Origin of the sequence: Kosakonia arachidis (genome assembly GCF_900116535.1) — a bacterium.
GTDB lineage: Bacteria > Pseudomonadota > Gammaproteobacteria > Enterobacterales > Enterobacteriaceae > Kosakonia > Kosakonia arachidis.
The window spans coordinates 1,228,989-1,245,085 of sequence record NZ_FPAU01000001.1 but is presented as its reverse complement, the minus strand read 5'-3'; the positions used below and the strand labels follow the sequence as shown (position 1 = coordinate 1,245,085).

The window sequence follows — 16,097 nt, the reverse complement described above, 5'->3', positions numbered from 1 at the left end:
CGGTAATCAATAAGGGGTTTCAGATATAGTTACGGTTTCCCACCGTCTGTGCCGCAACACGCGGTTCAGCAGCGTCTTGCAGAATATTCAAATCGCGGTCGCGCACTTCCGGCATCAGCACTGCGGAGAGCAAACCAATCAGCGAGTAAGCCACCAGCATGACGACTATCGGCCACCAGGAGCCGGTCATATTGCAGAAGATCCCCGCCAGTACCGGCCCAAATCCGACAGCCACCAGCCCGCCCGCCTCTTTCGAAATGGCCATTCGCGTGAAGCGATTACGTGAGCCGAACATCTCCGCCATGGTGATATTTTCCAGCGCGAATAACCCGAGCACGGCAATGTTATGAATGACGATGATCGATAGCATAATCACGCCGGGGTTGTAGCTTTTATCGACAATGATTGCCATCATCGGATACGCGAGAATGATCGCCGAGATACACAAGCAGATATAGGGTAAACGGCGACCTACTTTGTCAGACAGCCAGCCCAGAAACGGAATGGTAAGAAAGCCAATAATTGAACTGATCATCAGAGCATCGGTCGGAATACGTTTCTCGAACAGCAGGGTTTGTACCAGATAACCCGCGAGAAAGGTCTGAATTATCCCCGAGTTACCGGCCTGACCAAAGCGCAAGCCGGTCGCCAGCCAGAACGTTTTGCTGCTGAACATCGCGCCCAGTCCCATTTCCGCACTTTGGCTTTTCGGCGCATGCGCGCCCTCGTGTGCTTTCTCGAAGACCGGGCTCTCTTTTAGGTTCAAACGCAACCAGATGGCAAAAATCATCACCACCACACTGGCGATAAACGGTACCCGCCAACCCCAGGAGAGTAGCGCTTCGCGATCCAGCGCGAAGAACATCACCGCCCAGATCGCCGTTGCGCTCAGTGTACCGCAGTTGGTGCCCATCGCTACCAGTGAAGAGATAATGCCGCGTTTCCCTTTCGGCGCATATTCCGCCAGCATGGTTCCGGCACCAGATATTTCCGCGCCAGCGCCAAGTCCCTGAATAATGCGCAGCGTTACCAGTAATACCGGCGCAAAAATGCCGATCTGCGCATAGGTCGGTAATACGCCAATCAACGTGGTACAAATGCCCATCATCGTTATGGTGATGAACAGCACTTTTTTGCGGCCTATGCGATCACCCATTTTACCGAAGATAAACGCGCCGATAATGCGCGCCACATAACCCGCTCCGTAGGTTCCCATCGCGAGAATCAGCGCCATCGCTGCCGATTGCTCCGGGAAGAAGATCTCATGAAAAACCAGCGCCGCGCCCAGCGAATAAAGCTGGAAATCCATAAATTCCAGCGCAGTACCGAGCCAGCCAGAAACGGCGGCTTTCACCAGATCAGAGGTCGTTCTTTCAGCGTTAACTTGCGTCATAATGGCTATCTCGAAAAAAGAAGTATGCGTACCACTCAACCGCATTTTTCGTTGTAATTAATTGAACGTTAATAAGACCTTACAGCAGTGCCGCTGATCTTTTTCAAACAGTTCAATCGCATCGGTGACATGTTGATAATCAAATTTATGCGTCACTAACTTTGTCGGATCGATCAAGGTGCGAGCCAGCCAGTCGATCACCACAGGGAATTTGCCCGCATTAAGACGCGAAGAGAAAATAGAGAGTTCTTTACCCGTGATGCCCTGCTGGATTATCTGGCTGGGTTCGCTGGAAAAGCCCATGATCACAATGCGCGCGGCCGGCGAGGCCAGTGCAATTGCCTCCTGTAGAATGGATGGATGACACGCCGCATCAACAATCAGTGTCGGTTTAATGCCTTTTTCTGCCAGCGCTTCCGCCAACGGCTGCTGGCTGTTGTTGATCACCCAATCCGCGCCATTGCGCTGCGCCATTGCCAGACGTTCTTCGATACGATCGGCAACAATCACCTGCTGCACGTTGTAGACATTTTTCAGTACTTGCAGCGTGGTTAATCCCATCGGACCTGCACCATAGATCAGCGCAATGTCTTTCTCCGTTGGATTCACCTGGCTTGTGACGTTAGCTGCGATGGTAAACGGCTCGATCATTACCGCATTCTCATCCGGGATTGCCGCCGGAACAGCCCAGGCATTACGTGCCGGAACAGTAGCGTATTCGCTAAAACCGCCGTCACGATGCACACCCAACACCACCAGTTCGTTGCAGACGTTCGGTTTGCCAACAGAGCACGGATAGCAGTGGCCGCAGCTGATCACCGGGTCAACAACCACGCGTTCGCCCACCCTTTCAGCAGAGACGTCTTTACCAACGGCATCGATCAGACCGTAGAGTTCATGACCGATAACGCGCGGATATTTGGCGAACGGATTGTGCCCGCGATAGATGTGGCTGTCGGAGCCGCAGATCCCGGCGAGTTTGACCTTAACGCGCACCTCGCCAGCGGCGGGTTGCGGCAACAGGCGTTCAGCGAGCGTCAATTGGTTGGGTTGTTCAATCACCACACTTTTCATTTTGCTTTCCTCTGTTACCAGTTCCACAACGTGCCATCTTCCAATCGCGCGACCGGTAGATACGCGGGATCGTAGGGATATTTCGCCGCCAGTTTTTCGTCAAAGCCGATGCCCAGACCGGGTTGTTCGCCGGGGTGCATATAACCTTGAGCAAAGCGCCAACTGTGTGGAAAAACCTCCAGCATCTGTTCGGAATAGCCCATATATTCCTGCACACCAAAGTTGGGCACCCACAGATCAAAATGGAGGGCTGCCGCATGACAAACAGGCGAAAGATCTGATGGACCGTGCGAACCAGTACGCACCTGATAGAGCGAGGCGAAATCCGCAATGCGACGCATACCCGTAATGCCACCGGCATGGGTGACAGTGGTGCGGATATAGTCAATCAGCTGTTCTTCAATCAGTTGCTTGCAATCCCAGATACTGTTGAACACTTCACCAACGGCGATGGGGGTAACGGTGTGTTGGCGGATCAACCGGAAGCAAGCCTGGTTTTCAGCCGGGGTGGGATCTTCCATCCAGAACAGGCGAAAGGGTTCGATGCTTTTGCCGAAACGCGCAGCTTCAATTGGCGTCAGACGGTGGTGCATGTCATGCAGCAAATGTTCGTTGAAACCAAATTTACTGCGCACAGCGTCAAACAGTTTCGGCGTGAAATCGAGGTATTTTTCCGTCGACCAGCACTGCTCTTCCGGCCACTGGCCTTTGGTGGCAGGTTCATACGCCAGACCTTTGCCTTTTGCCATGCCGTAGGTGGTTTTCATTCCCGGCACGCCGCATTGCACACGGATGGCTTTAAACCCCATCTCTTTGTGCCGCGCGTAATCTTCCAGTACTTCATTAATGGTGCGGCCGGTGGTATGGCAATAAACCATAACGCCTTCACGGGAAGCACCGCCGAGCAACTGGTAGAGCGGCATATTGGCGGCTTTGGCTTTAATATCCCACAGCGCCATATCGATGGCGGAAATAGCCGACATGGTCACCGGACCACGCCGCCAGTAAGCGCCTTTGTAGAAAAATTGCCAGATATCTTCAATGCGCTGCGCGTCGCGGCCAATAAGTTGCGGGCACAAATGATCTTTCAGGTAGGAAGCAACGGAGAGTTCTCGACCATTCAGCGTGGCATCACCAAGGCCGACGATCCCCTCTTCGGTGGTAATTTTTAATGTGACAAAGTTGCGGCCCGGGCAGGTCACAAAGATATCAGCAGCAGTGATTTTCATGCGGTTTTCCTTGCATCGACCTAACGTGATGCAGAAAATTTACGCAATCAACCTACTACCATACAAGTATAATGATCAAAAAGCGCGCTATCGGTCACAATATATTAACGTTCAGTTAAGCGCGCCCCCATCCTGCGACAATAATTAACATACCGCACATCGCCACGACGGCACCCAGCCAGTCATAAAGACTCAGCTTTACGCCATCCACCACGCGCAGCCAGATAAGCGCCGTGCAAACATACACGCCGCCGTAAGCCGCATAAACTCGCCCGCTGGCCGCCGGATGCAGCGTTAACAGCCAGACAAACAACGCTAACGCCAGTGCCGCAGGCATCAGCAGAAGCGGCGTCGCTCCCCGTTTTAACCATAGCCAGGGCAGGAAGCAACCAATGATTTCACACAGCGCGGTAGCAAAAAAAAGTAGCGTCGTTTTGAGCATTTTTGGCACTATTATTAAGGATTGGTTGACCCATCATACCCGATAATGTTCTGAGATTGGATGTAGCCCCGGTATACTGGCAGGCTTAGATCGCATAAAATAGAGAGATGTGGGCTACCCGTTTCTCCCTCAATTTAAGGATATCGCCAATGACAACTACGCTTAGCAAACGCCTGTGCCTGACCGCAATGCTGACGCTGGGTGCCATCATGTACACCACCTCCGCAATGGCAGAAACCAACCGTCTGGTTATTGAATCGGGCGACAACGCACAAACCCGTCAATCAGCGGCGATGGAAAAAGAGCAATGGAATGACACCCGAACTCTGCGTCATAAAGTGAATAAACGCGTTGAAAAAGAGTGGGACAAGGAAGACGTGGCGTTTGATGCAAAAGATAATTGCCAAAAAAGCAGCAACTTTAACGCATACTGGGAAGACAATACTCAGCGCTGCCTCGATCGTCGTACCGGTCGTCAAATTCAGTAATCCTCCCGGGCGCACACTGCGCCCGCTTTTCACTTTCAGAAAGGATCTCTCATGAGTGACGCGCACAACGTCCGCTTACTTCCCCTTGAGCGCGAGGATCTGCGCTTCGTCCACCAGCTTGATAACAATGCCAGCGTGATGCGCTACTGGTTTGAAGAGCCGTATGAGGCGTTTGTTGAGCTGTCGGATCTGTACGATAAACATATTCACGACCAGAGTGAGCGCCGCTTTGTCATTGAGTGTAATGATGAAAAGGCCGGGCTGGTCGAGCTTGTGGAAATCAACCATGTGCACCGCCGTGCGGAGTTTCAGATAATCATCTCCCCGGAATATCAGGGTAAAGGGCTGGCAACCAAAGCGGCCAGGCTTGCAATGGATTACGGTTTTACCGTGCTGAATCTGTATAAGCTCTATTTGATCGTCGATAAAGAGAATGAAAAAGCCATTCACATTTACCGCAAGTTGGGGTTCCAGGTAGAGGGCGAGTTAATTCATGAGTTCTTTATCAATGGCGAGTACCGCAACACTATCCGCATGTGTATTTTCCAGCAACAGTACCTGGAAAACCATAAACCCGGCGGTGTCACGCTGTTAAAACCCACCGCGCAGTAAGCGCGGCGGTTACCTGCATCAATAATAGGAGATGGTATTTTTGATGCTGTATTTGTGGGTGACCTGCGGGGAAGCGCTCAGATCGACAACCTCCAGCGTGCAGCTCAACGGATTGTCGTGCCTGTCGTAGTCACAGGTCTGCTTCACACTGCCGAGCGGTTTGTCATTCAGCGTGCTGAGCGATGTGTAATCGAGTTTTTTCCGTTTATCTTTCGAGGGCGTTGAGGCCACCGTCAGATGCTCGTCTTTCGAGGTCGTGGATTTGCCCAATGGGTAACCTTCCTCATCGTAACGGTATTTTACTTCCATCTCTTTCCCTGTCGCCAGCACGACAAAGCCGTTGTCATCGGTGTCCCACGTCACGCCTGCAGCCGGAAACTCAGCTAACTGGCATTTACCCTGCAGTCGCAGCCGCTTCTCTTTCGTTTTCGCATCAAGATAATAATTGGCATCCAGCACCAGCGCGATGCCACTGTTGTTCTCCAGATCGTGTAGTTCCAGCGTATCGAAACAGCCCTCTTTCGACATTGTTCCGCTGACGCGTTTTGTTACTTCGCCCTTCTCATTTAACAGCGTCTGGCTGAACGCCTTTACCGGCCCACGCAGCGGATCAAAATCGAATTCATTGGAGAAGCTCGCCATCTCTGGCGTAAACGATACCGGTCCCTTCGCGCCATCACATCCGGCGAGCAACGCCGCAACTGCGATGAGCAATAGCTGTTTTTTCAATGGGTTCACCACATGTTCTTCTGGATTGCGCCTATCTTAGCAAAATCCTTACATATTCGGGCAAGCCTTATTTTTCTTATGACCTAAAACCTGCCAGCGAATACGCGTCGTACACCAAATTTAATAGCCAGAACGGCCATAAAACTGCGATAGCAATATACGTGCCTGCCGACAACGCGGTGATAACACCCATCTCATCGTTTTAGTACCAGACTCGGGATGGAGCCATTTACCCGGTAACTCTCAACTCGCCACTGCGGCTGTTTATTCCCTTATATGTGCCGCCGCAGCTAACATTACTGCCACATCGGTGATCACATCATCTGATAATTCAGACATTTACCAGGGTCCGGGACGCAGAAACTGCTAAGCTTACTGCGGGCAAAACTGAAGGAGATGAAAATGCAATATTCACGTTGGTTATGTGCATTACTACTGGTAGGTGCAGTTCCTGCCTTTGCTGCGCCCGATTCATGCGAGCGGGTCAAGGCTGACATCCAGCAGCGCATCATTAATAACGGCGTCCCGGAATCGGGATTCAGCCTGACAATTGTGCCTAATGACCAGGCAGATCAGGCCGGTTCGCAAGTGGTGGGACACTGTGCGAATGATAACTACAAAATTCTTTACACCCGCAATAGCGGCGCTACCCCACAGAACGATCAGGGCGCCGGCACGCAATAAAACATAATTCCCCCTGGATATCAGGGGGATTATCCCATAGTTGATCGCGGTTAAAATTTACCTCCTCCCAAATGGGTACCATAACCACTTCATTAGCCTGCTTTTAATTTGAGCAGATAATTTCTTTTTATTATAAATAAGAATGGAGTGAGTTATGTCCGGCACTGAACATCAGGGGGGGATAAGTCGACGAACGTTGGTGAAATCCACTGCATTAGGCTCGCTTGCACTCGCGGCCGGTGCAATCTCCTTGCCTTTCGGCATGCGCTCAGCTGCTGCCGCTGTACAACAAGCCATGCAACCCGCGCCCGATAAAGTCGTCTGGGGTGCCTGCTCAGTAAACTGTGGTAGCCGATGCGCCCTGCGTTTACATGTGCGCGATGACGAAGTGTACTGGGTGGAAACCGATAATACTGGCGATGATATTTATGGTAACCACCAGGTCCGCGCCTGCCTGCGCGGACGGTCGATCCGCCGCCGCATCAACCATCCGGATCGTCTTAACTACCCGATGAAGCGTGTGGGCAAACGCGGCGAAGGCAAGTTCGCGCGCATTAGCTGGGACGAAGCCCTTGATACGATTGCCAACAGCCTGAAAAGCGTGGTGCAGAAATACGGTAATGAAGCTGTTTACATTAACTACTCTTCCGGCATCGTCGGCGGCAACATTACCCGCTCTTCACCATCTGCCTCGATCATTGCCCGACTGATGGCGATATACGGCGGTTTCCTTAACCAGTACGGCACTTACAGCACCGCACAAATCTCCTGTGCGATGCCTTATACCTACGGATCCAACGACGGTAACAGCACCTCGGATATCGAAAACACCAAACTGGTGGTAATGTTCGGCAACAACCCGGCGGAAACCCGCATGAGCGGCGGTGGTATCACTTACTTCCTTGAACAGGCGCGCGAACGCTCTAATGCACGGATGATTGTTATCGATCCTCGCTATACCGACACGGCTGCCGGACGTGAAGATGAGTGGGTACCGATTCGGCCGGGTACCGATGCCGCATTGGTTGCGGGCATGGCCTGGGTATTGATCAGCGAAAACCTCGTCGACCAGCCATTCCTCGATAAATATTGCGTCGGTTACGATGAGAAAACCCTGCCAGCCGATGCGCCTGCCAACAGCCACTATAAGGCGTATATTCTCGGTCAGGGCGATGATGGTATCGCCAAAACGCCACAGTGGGCGTCGCGCATTACCGGCATTCCGGCCGATAAGATTATTAAGCTGGCGCGGGAAATTGGCAGCGCCAAACCGGCCTATATTTGTCAGGGCTGGGGGCCGCAACGTCAGGCCAACGGCGAGTTGACTTCACGGGCCATCGCTATGCTGCCGATCCTCACCGGTAACGTAGGCATTAATGGCGGCAACAGCGGCGCGCGCGAATCTACTTACACCATTACCATCGAACGTATGCCGATGCCGGAAAACCCGGTGAAAACCGCGATCTCCTGTTTTACCTGGACGGATGCGATTGCCCGCGGGCCGGAAATGACGGCCAAACGCGACGGTGTGCGTGGCAAAGATAAACTCGATGTGCCGATCAAATTCATCTGGAACTACGCCGGTAATACCCTTACCAACCAGCACGGAGATATCAACCGAACCCACGATATCCTGCAGGACGAAAGCAAATGCGAAATGATCGTGGTCATTGAGAACTTTATGACCTCTTCGGCAATGTATGCCGACATTCTGCTGCCGGATCTGATGACCGTTGAACAGGAAGACATTATTCCGAACGACTACGCAGGAAATATGGGTTATTTGATCTTCCTGCAGCCGGTCACCGCGCCGAAATTCGAGCGCAAACCGATCTACTGGATTACCAGCGAAATCGCCCGTCGTCTGGGGGAGGATATCTACCAGAAGTTCACCGAAGGCCGTACCCAGCAAGAGTGGCTGAAGTATCTGTACGCCAAAATGGTCGCCAAAGATCCGCAACTGCCCTCCTATGAAGCGCTCAAAGCGATGGGGATTTATAAGCGCAAAGATCCGAACGGGCACTTTGTCGCCTACAAAAATTTCCGCGATGATCCGCTCGCTAACCCTCTGAAAACGCCCTCAGGCAAAATTGAAATCTACTCCAGCCAACTGGCTAAAATCGCCAACAACTGGGAGCTGGAAAAAGACGAAGTTATCAGCCCGCTGCCGATCTATGCCTCAACCTTTGAAGGCTGGGACGATCCGGCGCGGAAAACATTCCCGTTGCAACTGTTTGGGTTCCACTACAAAGCCCGTACGCACTCCAGCTACGGTAACATTGATGTGTTGAAAGAGGCCTGTCGTCAGGAAGTGTGGATCAACCCCATTGATGCCGAGCGTCGCGGTATCAAGCATGGTGATATGGTGCGCGTCTTTAACGAGCGTGGCGAAGTACGCATTGCCGCGAAAGTGACGCCGCGCATCATGCCGGGCGTCAGTGCGATGGGCCAGGGTGCCTGGCACTAGGCCAATATGGAAGGTGACCGTGTCGATCACGGCGGCTGCATGAATACGCTGACCACCCACCGCCCATCGCCGCTGGCGAAAGGCAATCCGCAGCACACCAATCTGGTCGACATTCAGAAGGTTTAAGGAGTAACCGATGACAATTCAGTATGGATTTTTTATCGATTCCAGCCGTTGCACCGGTTGCAAAACTTGCGAGCTGGCCTGCAAAGATTACAAAGACTTAACCCCGGATGTCAGCTTCCGCCGCGTGTATGAATACGCTGGCGGCAACTGGCAGGAAGATAATGGCATCTGGCAGCAAAATGTCTTTGCCTACTACCTTTCGATTTCCTGCAACCACTGTGAAGATCCGGCCTGCACCAAAGTGTGCCCAAGCGGCGCGATGCATAAGCGTGAAGATGGTTTTGTGGTGGTGGATGAAGATGTCTGCATCGGCTGCCGCTACTGTCATATGGCCTGCCCCTATGGTGCGCCACAATATAATGCCGCGAAGGGACACATGACCAAATGCGACGGCTGCCACGATCGTGTCGCTGAAGGGCAAAAGCCAATTTGCGTCGAATCCTGTCCGCTGCGCGCGTTGGATTTCGGCCCAATCGAGGAACTGCGTAAACAGCATGGTTCGCTTGCCGCCGTCGCCCCCTTTCCGGCGGCGCGCTTTACCCGGCCAAATATCGTGATCAAACCTAACGCCAATAGCCGCCCGACGGGTGATACCACCGGCTATCTGGCCAATCCTCAGGAGGTATGAGATGGGAAACGGATGGCATGAGTGGCCACTGGTACTGTTCACGGTACTGGGCCAGTGCGTGGCTGGCGGCCTGATTGTAAGCGGTATCGTCTGGATGAACGCCAACGACGATCGCATCGGACAAGTGCGCATTGTACGCAGCCAGGTTCTCCTCTGGGTGCTGATGGGGATTGGCTTTATCGCCTCTATGATGCACCTCGGTTCGCCGCTGCGCGCATTTAACTCGCTGAATCGCGTCGGTGCATCGGCGCTCAGTAATGAAATCGCTACCGGTTCTCTCTTCTTCGCTGTCGGTGGTTTCTGGTGGCTGGTAAGCTGGCTGGGGAAAATGCCCGCCGCCTTAAGCCGCATCTGGCTGGCGATCAGCATGTTGCTTGGCGTGCTGTTTGTCTGGACAATGACGCGGGTCTATCAAATCGACACCGTGCCGACCTGGAATAACATCTACACTACGGCAGCATTTTTCCTGACCATGCTGATGTGCGGCCCGCTGCTGGCCGCGCTGCTGCTGCGTCTGGCGGGTATCCGTTTTCGTGCCTCGCGTTTCGCCGCGATCAGTATTGCCGCGTTTATCGTCAGCATTGCCGTGGTGATGCTGCAAAGCCAACAACTGGGCGAGATCCATACTTCCGTCCAGCAAGCAGTCGCACTGGTGCCGGATTACGCTACGCTACAGGTGGTTCGCTTGCTGTTGGTTGCGCTCGGTCTGGGCTGCTGGCTCTGTCCGCTGGTGATGCGTAAACAACCGCAGGCGCTCAGCCTGCTGTCTGGCATTGTGCTGGTTGCCGCCGGGGAAGTGATCGGGCGCGGCTTGTTTTATGGGCTGCATATGACCGTGGGCGTCGCCGTTTCCGGTTGATGATATTTGCCGGAGGCTGCGCATTATTCGATCTGTGTGTGCCGCATGAAACATAGACTGGATAATAAACACAGCGCCATCCGGCAGTTTTTCAGGATCAAATATGACTGACCTAACCAGTGAAAATTTTATAATGACCGCCCGCGTTCTGGGCGCGCTATTTTACTATCCGCCGCAGAGTGAGCAGTGCCAGCCGCTGATTACAGCATTCACACAGGGCAACTGGGCAGAACAGTGGCCGCTCCCGCAAACCGACCTTGCCCCGCTGATGGCCGGGTTCACCGCGCCCTGTGATGAACCGCTGTTTGAAGCCTGGCAGCGCCTGTTTATTGGTCCGTGGGCGCTGCCTGCCCCGCCGTGGGGTTCCGTATGGCTGGATAAAGAGTCTGTGTTGTTTGGCGATTCCACGCTGGCGCTGCGCCAGTGGATGCGGGAAAACAATATCGCGTTCGACAGCCGACAAAACGAGCCGGAAGATCACTTCGGTGCACTGTTATTACTCGCGGCGTGGCTGGCAGAAGAAGGAAATAGCGTCGCCTGCGATCGGCTGCTGGCCTGGCATCTGCTGCCGTGGGCCGGGCGTTTTCTTACGGTATTTACCAATGAAGCGCAACACCCATTTTGGCACGCTGTCGGAAAACTGGCTCAATTGACGCTCGCGCAGTGGCAATCTCACTTACTGATCCCGGTCGCGCAAAAACCGCTGTTTCGTTAATCCTTTCCCGGTGTAACCCCGGGATTTTCATACTTTCTTTTCATTTATACGTGACAACGTCACTTTAATGCTGCGTTTTTAAGACAATGCTTTGCTTACGGTTCGCAACCGTGACGTGATCCAGAACCAGTTCCTTTGTTTTTCAGGCGAGGATGCGGTCGGCGACTAACATACCGGTCGCCATCTGCAAATTGATGTATTGTGCCAGATCGCGCTGCTCGGCGCGCGGCAGATAGGGTAACTCGCCCACCAGCGGCGCGGGCAGTTTCTTACTCAGCACATTAATAATCTCAGCGTAATGCGCCAGCCCCGGGTTGATACGGTTCGCCACCCAGCCAATCAGTGGCAGACCGTCGCTGGCAATCGCCTGCGCGGTCAACAAAGCGTGGTTAATGCAACCTTCCTGGATGCCCACCACCATCACCACCGCCATCTGTTCCTGTACCACCCACTCGGAGAGCGGACGCAAATCATTCATCAGGCTACGCCAGCCGCCGGTTCCTTCGACCACCACGTGATCGACCTTTTCGCACAGATTGGTCAGACCGTTGGAAAGCAGGCTGTAATTGATGGGACAGCTGTGCGCAACGCTACTTTCCTCTTCGCTCAAGGCAATAGGGTTTATCGCCTGGTAAGGTAAATCCAGCGAGGAAACGCTTTGCAGTACCAGCGCATCTTTGTTGCGCAACCCTTCCGGCGTCTCTTTACTTCCTTTAGCAACAGGTTTGTAACCTGCCACTGTTTTGCCGCTGGCAGCAAGCGCCTGAAGAAGCGCGCGGGATGCCACTGTCTTCCCGACAGAAGTGTCTGTACCCGTTACAAAGAAACGCTTAAGCATCTCGATTTCCACCGTTGTTCTACGAAAATATAAACCAGGAGAATAATTCAGTGGGGAAAGTCTAAGATAAGTATCATCGGCGCAGCTTGAGGTAGCGCAATTTTTGCGACAACAATGTAAAAATGTTACCCCTGCAACAAACGAATAAGTAAAGATCCGTTATACATCGCGTCTTTTACCAGCGCAGCACCTGCCATAGTGCCCTGATTAGTGAACTGGGTACTCTCAACGGAAATATGCTCGCTATATGCCGGTAACGCCTGCTGGCGGATGCAATCGGCAATAGCGGGAAAGAGAATGTCTGCCGCTTTACTCAGCGGCGAGCCAATCAGTATTTTTTGCGGATTGAACAAATTCACCATAATGGCAAGAATACGGCCAATATTAGCCCCGACGCCGCTGATGATATCTTTCGCCAGCAGATCGCCCTGCTGTGCCGCCTGACATAACCACTCCACCGTTAACGGCTTCTGATGCAGCATTGAACTCATCGACTGACTCATACGCAACTGCGCCAGTTCCAGCACGCTTTCAACGCTGGCAATGGTTTCAAGGCAGCCGTGGTTGCCGCAATAGCAGCGCTTACCGTAAGGATCCACTTGCGTGTGTCCAATCTCCACCAGACTGCTGCTGCCCGCATGCAGCAAACGTCCGTCGGTGATAACCCCGGCACCAACGTTGTGGTCGATCACCACCTGAATCACATCCCGTGCGCCGCGTGAAGCGCCGAATAGCGCTTCAGCCATAGTCCACGCGCTGATGTCGTGCTGCACGTAAACCGGCACGCCGGTGTGCTTCTCCAGCGTTTCACCCAATGGCATATCTTTCACTTCCGTGTAAAACGGCATGCGATGAACAATACCATTCTCGGTATCAATGATTCCCGGCAGCGTGATGGCAATCGAGGTCAGACGCTCCAGAAGGCTCTGATGGCGGGTAAAAAAGCTGTCGATAAGGTGAATAATGCGATCCAGCAGCGATATATCATCGACCAGTGACAGTTCTAGCCTATCTTCCACCACCAGCTTACTGCTGAGATCGCGCAGCGAGAGAACGATTTCTCCGCGGCTAATACGCAGCGAGAGATAGTGCCAGGCTTCGGTCTCTACCACCAACCCGACCGCCGGACGCCCGCGGCTGCCCGGCTCCTGAATCTCCGTTTCCTGCACCAGATGCGCTTCCAGCATTTCACGCACAATTTTGGTAATACTCGCCGGCGCGAGCTGCGCCAGACGCGATAAATCGATGCGCGAAACCGGGCCAAGCTGATCAATAAGGCGATAGACCGCCCCTGCGTTGGTCTGCTTAATCTGATCAATATGCCCAGGCTGACTATCAGCAACCACCTCTGACTCCCTTATTTTCGCGCTTCGAAATAAACGTTCAGCTATGGTGAAGCACTTCACCAGGCGCCGTCAAATTTTTACCCCGGCTTGTGAGTTACAGCACAGTTTGCAACGGTTTATGCGTAAAAATCAGCCGATTGCAGTGCGCAGAAGTTGCTGCTTAAAACGCGCAGCTGCCGTCCCTTGTTCATGGTGTTTTGCCCACACCAGCCACATTTCGGAAACCGCATCCGCCTCAACAATTGGCACCCAGCACATTTCATTGAGTTGTACCCGGTGAAATGACGCCGGGAGGATCGATACGCCCAGTCCAGCTGCGACCAACCCAATGATCGTCATCGCTTCGCCCACTTCCTGAGTTATGGTCGGTATTAACTGATAGCGCCGCATCAGCCCGAGGATCTCGTCATACAGACCCGTACCGACGTGCGGATCGAAAAAAACAAACGGCTCCTGCGCCAGTTCCTTCAGCGATACCGCCTTGCGTGCTGACAGCGGATGGTCACGGTGGATCATCGCCAGCAGCGGTTCACGCAAGATCACCTCCCATGTCAGCGTTTCAGGCAGCGGCGTATTGCGCATCAGCCCCAAATCCAGCGAGCCTTCATTCAGGGGAGCAATCTGCTCGCGGGTGTTGATCTCCCGCGTCTGAATATGTACATCCGGGTAGCGCTGGCGAAACGATGAGAGCGTGTCGGAGACCGCCTTAATAAACGGTGCCGAAGAGGTGAAGCCGATGCGCAATTCACCGGTTTCCCCCTGATGCAAACGAGCGGCGCGGGCGGCGGCTTCATCAACCAGGCTTAAAATCTGTCGGCTGTCGGCAAGAAACTGTTTGCCAGCGGGCGTCAGCGCGACGCTACGGTTGGTACGTGCCAGCAGGCGCGCGCCAACCTGCTGTTCGAGCACCTGGATCTGCTGGCTCAGCGGCGGTTGCGAGATATTGAGCCGCGCCGCTGCGTGACCAAAATGCAGCTCCTCGGCAACGGCGATAAAGTAACGCAGATGGCGCAGTTCGATATTCATATTTTAAAACTATTATTTGAGATTATTAATATATTAGACAGAATATTACGCCTTTCATACCCTTATGTCTGTGGTAAGCCCGTCGCCAGAATCACGGGTATGAAATGTAAGGATCTCTAGTGAGTCGTACAACAACCGTTGACACCGAGCCGGCAAGCATTGTCAACGAAATTCCTGTCGCGTTGCCGGGACAATTTATTAAACGTGGTACTCCCCAATTCATGCGTGTCACGCTGGCGCTCTTCTCCGCCGGGCTGGCAACCTTTGCCCTGCTCTATTGCGTGCAGCCGATTTTGCCGGTGTTGTCCCATGAATTTGGTGTCTCTCCTGCCAGCAGCAGTATTTCGCTGTCAATCTCCACCGCCATGCTGGCAATTGGCCTGCTGTTCACCGGCCCCTTGTCGGACGCCATCGGGCGCAAAAAAGTGATGGTTACCGCCTTGATGCTCGCGTCTTGCTGTACCCTACTGTCAACGATGATGACAAGCTGGCACGGTATTCTGCTAATGCGGGCGTTGGTTGGCCTGTCACTAAGCGGCGTGGCGGCAGTCGGGATGACGTATTTAAGCGAGGAGATCCATCCGAGCTTTGTCGCCTTCTCTATGGGGCTGTACATTAGCGGTAACTCGATTGGCGGTATGAGCGGACGTTTGCTTAGCGGCGTGTTTACCGACATCTTTAACTGGCGAATTGCAGTGGCGGTGATTGGCTGCTTTGCGCTGGCATCGGCGCTGATGTTCTGGAAAATCCTACCAGAATCGCGCCATTTTCGGCCCACTTCGCTGCGACCCAAAAACTTGCTGATCAACCTCCATTTGCACTTGCGCGATAAAGGGCTGCCGCTGCTGTTCCTTGAAGGTTTTTTGCTGATGGGATCGTTCGTTACGCTGTTTAACTACATTGGTTATCGCCTGATGCTATCTCCGTGGTCGCTGAGTCAGGCAGTCGTTGGCCTGCTGTCACTGGCCTATCTGACCGGCACCTGGAGCTCACCGCGCGCGGGGGAGATGACCAGCAAATATGGTCGCGGCCCGGTAATGATCGGATCTTCCACCATCATGCTGTTCGGCCTGCTACTGACACTTTTCTCTTCGCTGTGGCTGATTTTTCCGGGCATGCTGTTATTCACCGCGGGTTTCTTTGCCGCGCACTCAGTCGCCAGTAGCTGGATAGGCCCGCGCGCGAGGCGCGCAAAAGGCCAGGCCTCCTCACTCTATTTATTCAGCTATTATCTGGGCTCCAGCGTGGCCGGGACGTTGGGCGGGGTTTTCTGGCACAGTTATGGCTGGAATGGCGTAGGCGGTTTTATTGCGTTGATGCTGCTGATTGCCATTCTGGTGGGCAGCAGGCTCCACTCGCGTTTGCATTAATGCAACAACGGGGGGAGAGCCTCGCGTATTGAACTGCACCTTACTCAGTGAGATGTCCAACTTTTGAGGTT

15 protein-coding genes and 1 pseudogene are annotated in these 16,097 nt (G+C 53.4%); 8 read left to right on the top strand and 8 right to left on the bottom strand.

Annotation, left to right across the window (positions count from 1 at the left end):
• Positions 1–19 precede the first annotated feature (19 nt).
• From BM427_RS06090 to BM427_RS06075, 4 genes are all read right to left on the bottom strand, one after another.
• Entirely contained in the window at positions 20–1,393 is a 1,374-nt protein-coding gene (locus BM427_RS06090) for an MFS transporter (RefSeq protein WP_090120087.1), read from the bottom strand.
• Between the two features lie 57 nt (positions 1,394–1,450).
• Positions 1,451–2,467, bottom strand: a complete 1,017-nt coding sequence (locus BM427_RS06085) for a Zn-dependent oxidoreductase (protein ID WP_090120085.1) — start codon at positions 2,465–2,467, stop codon at positions 1,451–1,453.
• A gap of 14 nt (positions 2,468–2,481) precedes the next feature.
• Positions 2,482–3,696, bottom strand: a complete 1,215-nt coding sequence (gene manD, locus BM427_RS06080) for a D-mannonate dehydratase ManD (protein ID WP_090120083.1) — start codon at positions 3,694–3,696, stop codon at positions 2,482–2,484.
• 115 nt (positions 3,697–3,811) lie between these two features.
• Positions 3,812–4,138, bottom strand: a complete 327-nt coding sequence (locus BM427_RS06075) for a YnfA family protein (protein ID WP_090120081.1) — start codon at positions 4,136–4,138, stop codon at positions 3,812–3,814.
• A 149-nt stretch (positions 4,139–4,287) separates the two neighbouring features.
• On the opposite strand from BM427_RS06075, the gene BM427_RS06070 reads away from it, so the two are divergent.
• The gene (locus tag BM427_RS06070) at positions 4,288–4,626 is read left to right on the top strand and encodes a DUF1283 family protein (RefSeq protein ID WP_090120079.1); all 339 of its coding nucleotides are present in this window, start codon (positions 4,288–4,290) and stop codon (positions 4,624–4,626) included.
• Between the two features lie 51 nt (positions 4,627–4,677).
• Positions 4,678–5,238 (top strand): spermidine N1-acetyltransferase, encoded by a 561-nt coding sequence (speG, locus tag BM427_RS06065; protein WP_090120077.1) that lies wholly within the window; start codon positions 4,678–4,680, stop codon positions 5,236–5,238.
• 18 nt (positions 5,239–5,256) lie between these two features.
• On the opposite strand, the gene BM427_RS06060 is transcribed toward speG, so the two are convergent.
• Positions 5,257–5,967 carry a YnfC family lipoprotein gene (locus tag BM427_RS06060; RefSeq protein ID WP_175539130.1) on the bottom strand — a complete coding sequence of 237 codons (711 nt, stop codon included), beginning with the start codon at positions 5,965–5,967 and terminating at the stop codon, positions 5,257–5,259.
• Between the two features lie 402 nt (positions 5,968–6,369).
• On the opposite strand from BM427_RS06060, the gene BM427_RS06055 reads away from it, so the two are divergent.
• The 5 genes and pseudogenes from BM427_RS06055 to dmsD all read left to right on the top strand — a co-directional run bounded on the left by BM427_RS06055 (position 6,370) and on the right by dmsD (position 11,446).
• Positions 6,370–6,651 carry a DUF1161 domain-containing protein gene (locus tag BM427_RS06055; RefSeq protein WP_090120075.1) on the top strand — a complete coding sequence of 94 codons (282 nt, stop codon included), beginning with the start codon at positions 6,370–6,372 and terminating at the stop codon, positions 6,649–6,651.
• A gap of 154 nt (positions 6,652–6,805) precedes the next feature.
• Positions 6,806–9,244: pseudogene (ynfE, locus tag BM427_RS06050) on the top strand (selenate/tellurate reductase subunit YnfE).
• Between the two features lie 10 nt (positions 9,245–9,254).
• On the top strand, positions 9,255–9,872 hold the full coding sequence (locus BM427_RS06045; protein ID WP_090120073.1) for a DMSO/selenate family reductase complex B subunit: 618 nt from the start codon (positions 9,255–9,257) through the stop codon (positions 9,870–9,872).
• A 1-nt stretch (position 9,873) separates the two neighbouring features.
• Positions 9,874–10,731, top strand: a complete 858-nt coding sequence (locus BM427_RS06040) for a dimethyl sulfoxide reductase anchor subunit family protein (protein WP_090120071.1) — start codon at positions 9,874–9,876, stop codon at positions 10,729–10,731.
• 103 nt (positions 10,732–10,834) lie between these two features.
• Positions 10,835–11,446, top strand: a complete 612-nt coding sequence (dmsD, locus tag BM427_RS06035) for a Tat proofreading chaperone DmsD (RefSeq protein ID WP_090120070.1) — start codon at positions 10,835–10,837, stop codon at positions 11,444–11,446.
• Between the two features lie 142 nt (positions 11,447–11,588).
• Here the strand turns inward: dmsD and bioD are convergent, their stop codons facing one another.
• The 3 genes from bioD to ynfL form a co-directional block, all read right to left on the bottom strand.
• Positions 11,589–12,284 (bottom strand): dethiobiotin synthase, encoded by a 696-nt coding sequence (bioD, locus tag BM427_RS06030; RefSeq protein WP_090120068.1) that lies wholly within the window; start codon positions 12,282–12,284, stop codon positions 11,589–11,591.
• Between the two features lie 125 nt (positions 12,285–12,409).
• The gene (gene mlc / locus BM427_RS06025; protein ID WP_090120067.1) at positions 12,410–13,630 is read right to left on the bottom strand and encodes a sugar metabolism global transcriptional regulator Mlc; all 1,221 of its coding nucleotides are present in this window, start codon (positions 13,628–13,630) and stop codon (positions 12,410–12,412) included.
• A gap of 129 nt (positions 13,631–13,759) precedes the next feature.
• Positions 13,760–14,656, bottom strand: coding sequence for a multidrug efflux transcriptional activator YnfL/SxtR(Kp) (gene ynfL / locus BM427_RS06020; protein WP_090120065.1), 897 nt, complete (start codon positions 14,654–14,656; stop codon positions 13,760–13,762).
• Positions 14,657–14,775: 119 nt separating this feature from the next.
• Here ynfL and ynfM point away from each other — a divergent pair, with 119 nt between their 5' ends.
• Positions 14,776–16,026, top strand: coding sequence for a multidrug efflux MFS transporter YnfM/SxtP(Kp) (gene ynfM / locus BM427_RS06015; protein WP_090120064.1), 1,251 nt, complete (start codon positions 14,776–14,778; stop codon positions 16,024–16,026).
• Positions 16,027–16,097 lie beyond the last annotated feature (71 nt).

What these genes read in the sequence shown, in the direction of transcription:
- BM427_RS06055 (WP_090120075.1), top strand. Translation starts at nt 6,370, where the DNA reads ATGCAATATTCACGTTGGTTATGTGCATTACTACTGGTAGGTGCAGTT.
- speG (WP_090120077.1), top strand. Translation starts at nt 4,678, where the DNA reads ATGAGTGACGCGCACAACGTCCGCTTACTTCCCCTTGAGCGCGAGGAT.
- BM427_RS06070 (WP_090120079.1), top strand. Translation starts at nt 4,288, where the DNA reads ATGACAACTACGCTTAGCAAACGCCTGTGCCTGACCGCAATGCTGACG.
- manD (WP_090120083.1), bottom strand. Translation starts at nt 3,696, where the DNA reads ATGAAAATCACTGCTGCTGATATCTTTGTGACCTGCCCGGGCCGCAAC.
- BM427_RS06090 (WP_090120087.1), bottom strand. Translation starts at nt 1,393, where the DNA reads ATGACGCAAGTTAACGCTGAAAGAACGACCTCTGATCTGGTGAAAGCC.
- BM427_RS06040 (WP_090120071.1), top strand. Translation starts at nt 9,874, where the DNA reads ATGGGAAACGGATGGCATGAGTGGCCACTGGTACTGTTCACGGTACTG.
- ynfL (WP_090120065.1), bottom strand. Translation starts at nt 14,656, where the DNA reads ATGAATATCGAACTGCGCCATCTGCGTTACTTTATCGCCGTTGCCGAG.
- BM427_RS06085 (WP_090120085.1), bottom strand. Translation starts at nt 2,467, where the DNA reads ATGAAAAGTGTGGTGATTGAACAACCCAACCAATTGACGCTCGCTGAA.
- BM427_RS06075 (WP_090120081.1), bottom strand. Translation starts at nt 4,138, where the DNA reads ATGCTCAAAACGACGCTACTTTTTTTTGCTACCGCGCTGTGTGAAATC.
- dmsD (WP_090120070.1), top strand. Translation starts at nt 10,835, where the DNA reads ATGACTGACCTAACCAGTGAAAATTTTATAATGACCGCCCGCGTTCTG.
- BM427_RS06045 (WP_090120073.1), top strand. Translation starts at nt 9,255, where the DNA reads ATGACAATTCAGTATGGATTTTTTATCGATTCCAGCCGTTGCACCGGT.
- bioD (WP_090120068.1), bottom strand. Translation starts at nt 12,284, where the DNA reads ATGCTTAAGCGTTTCTTTGTAACGGGTACAGACACTTCTGTCGGGAAG.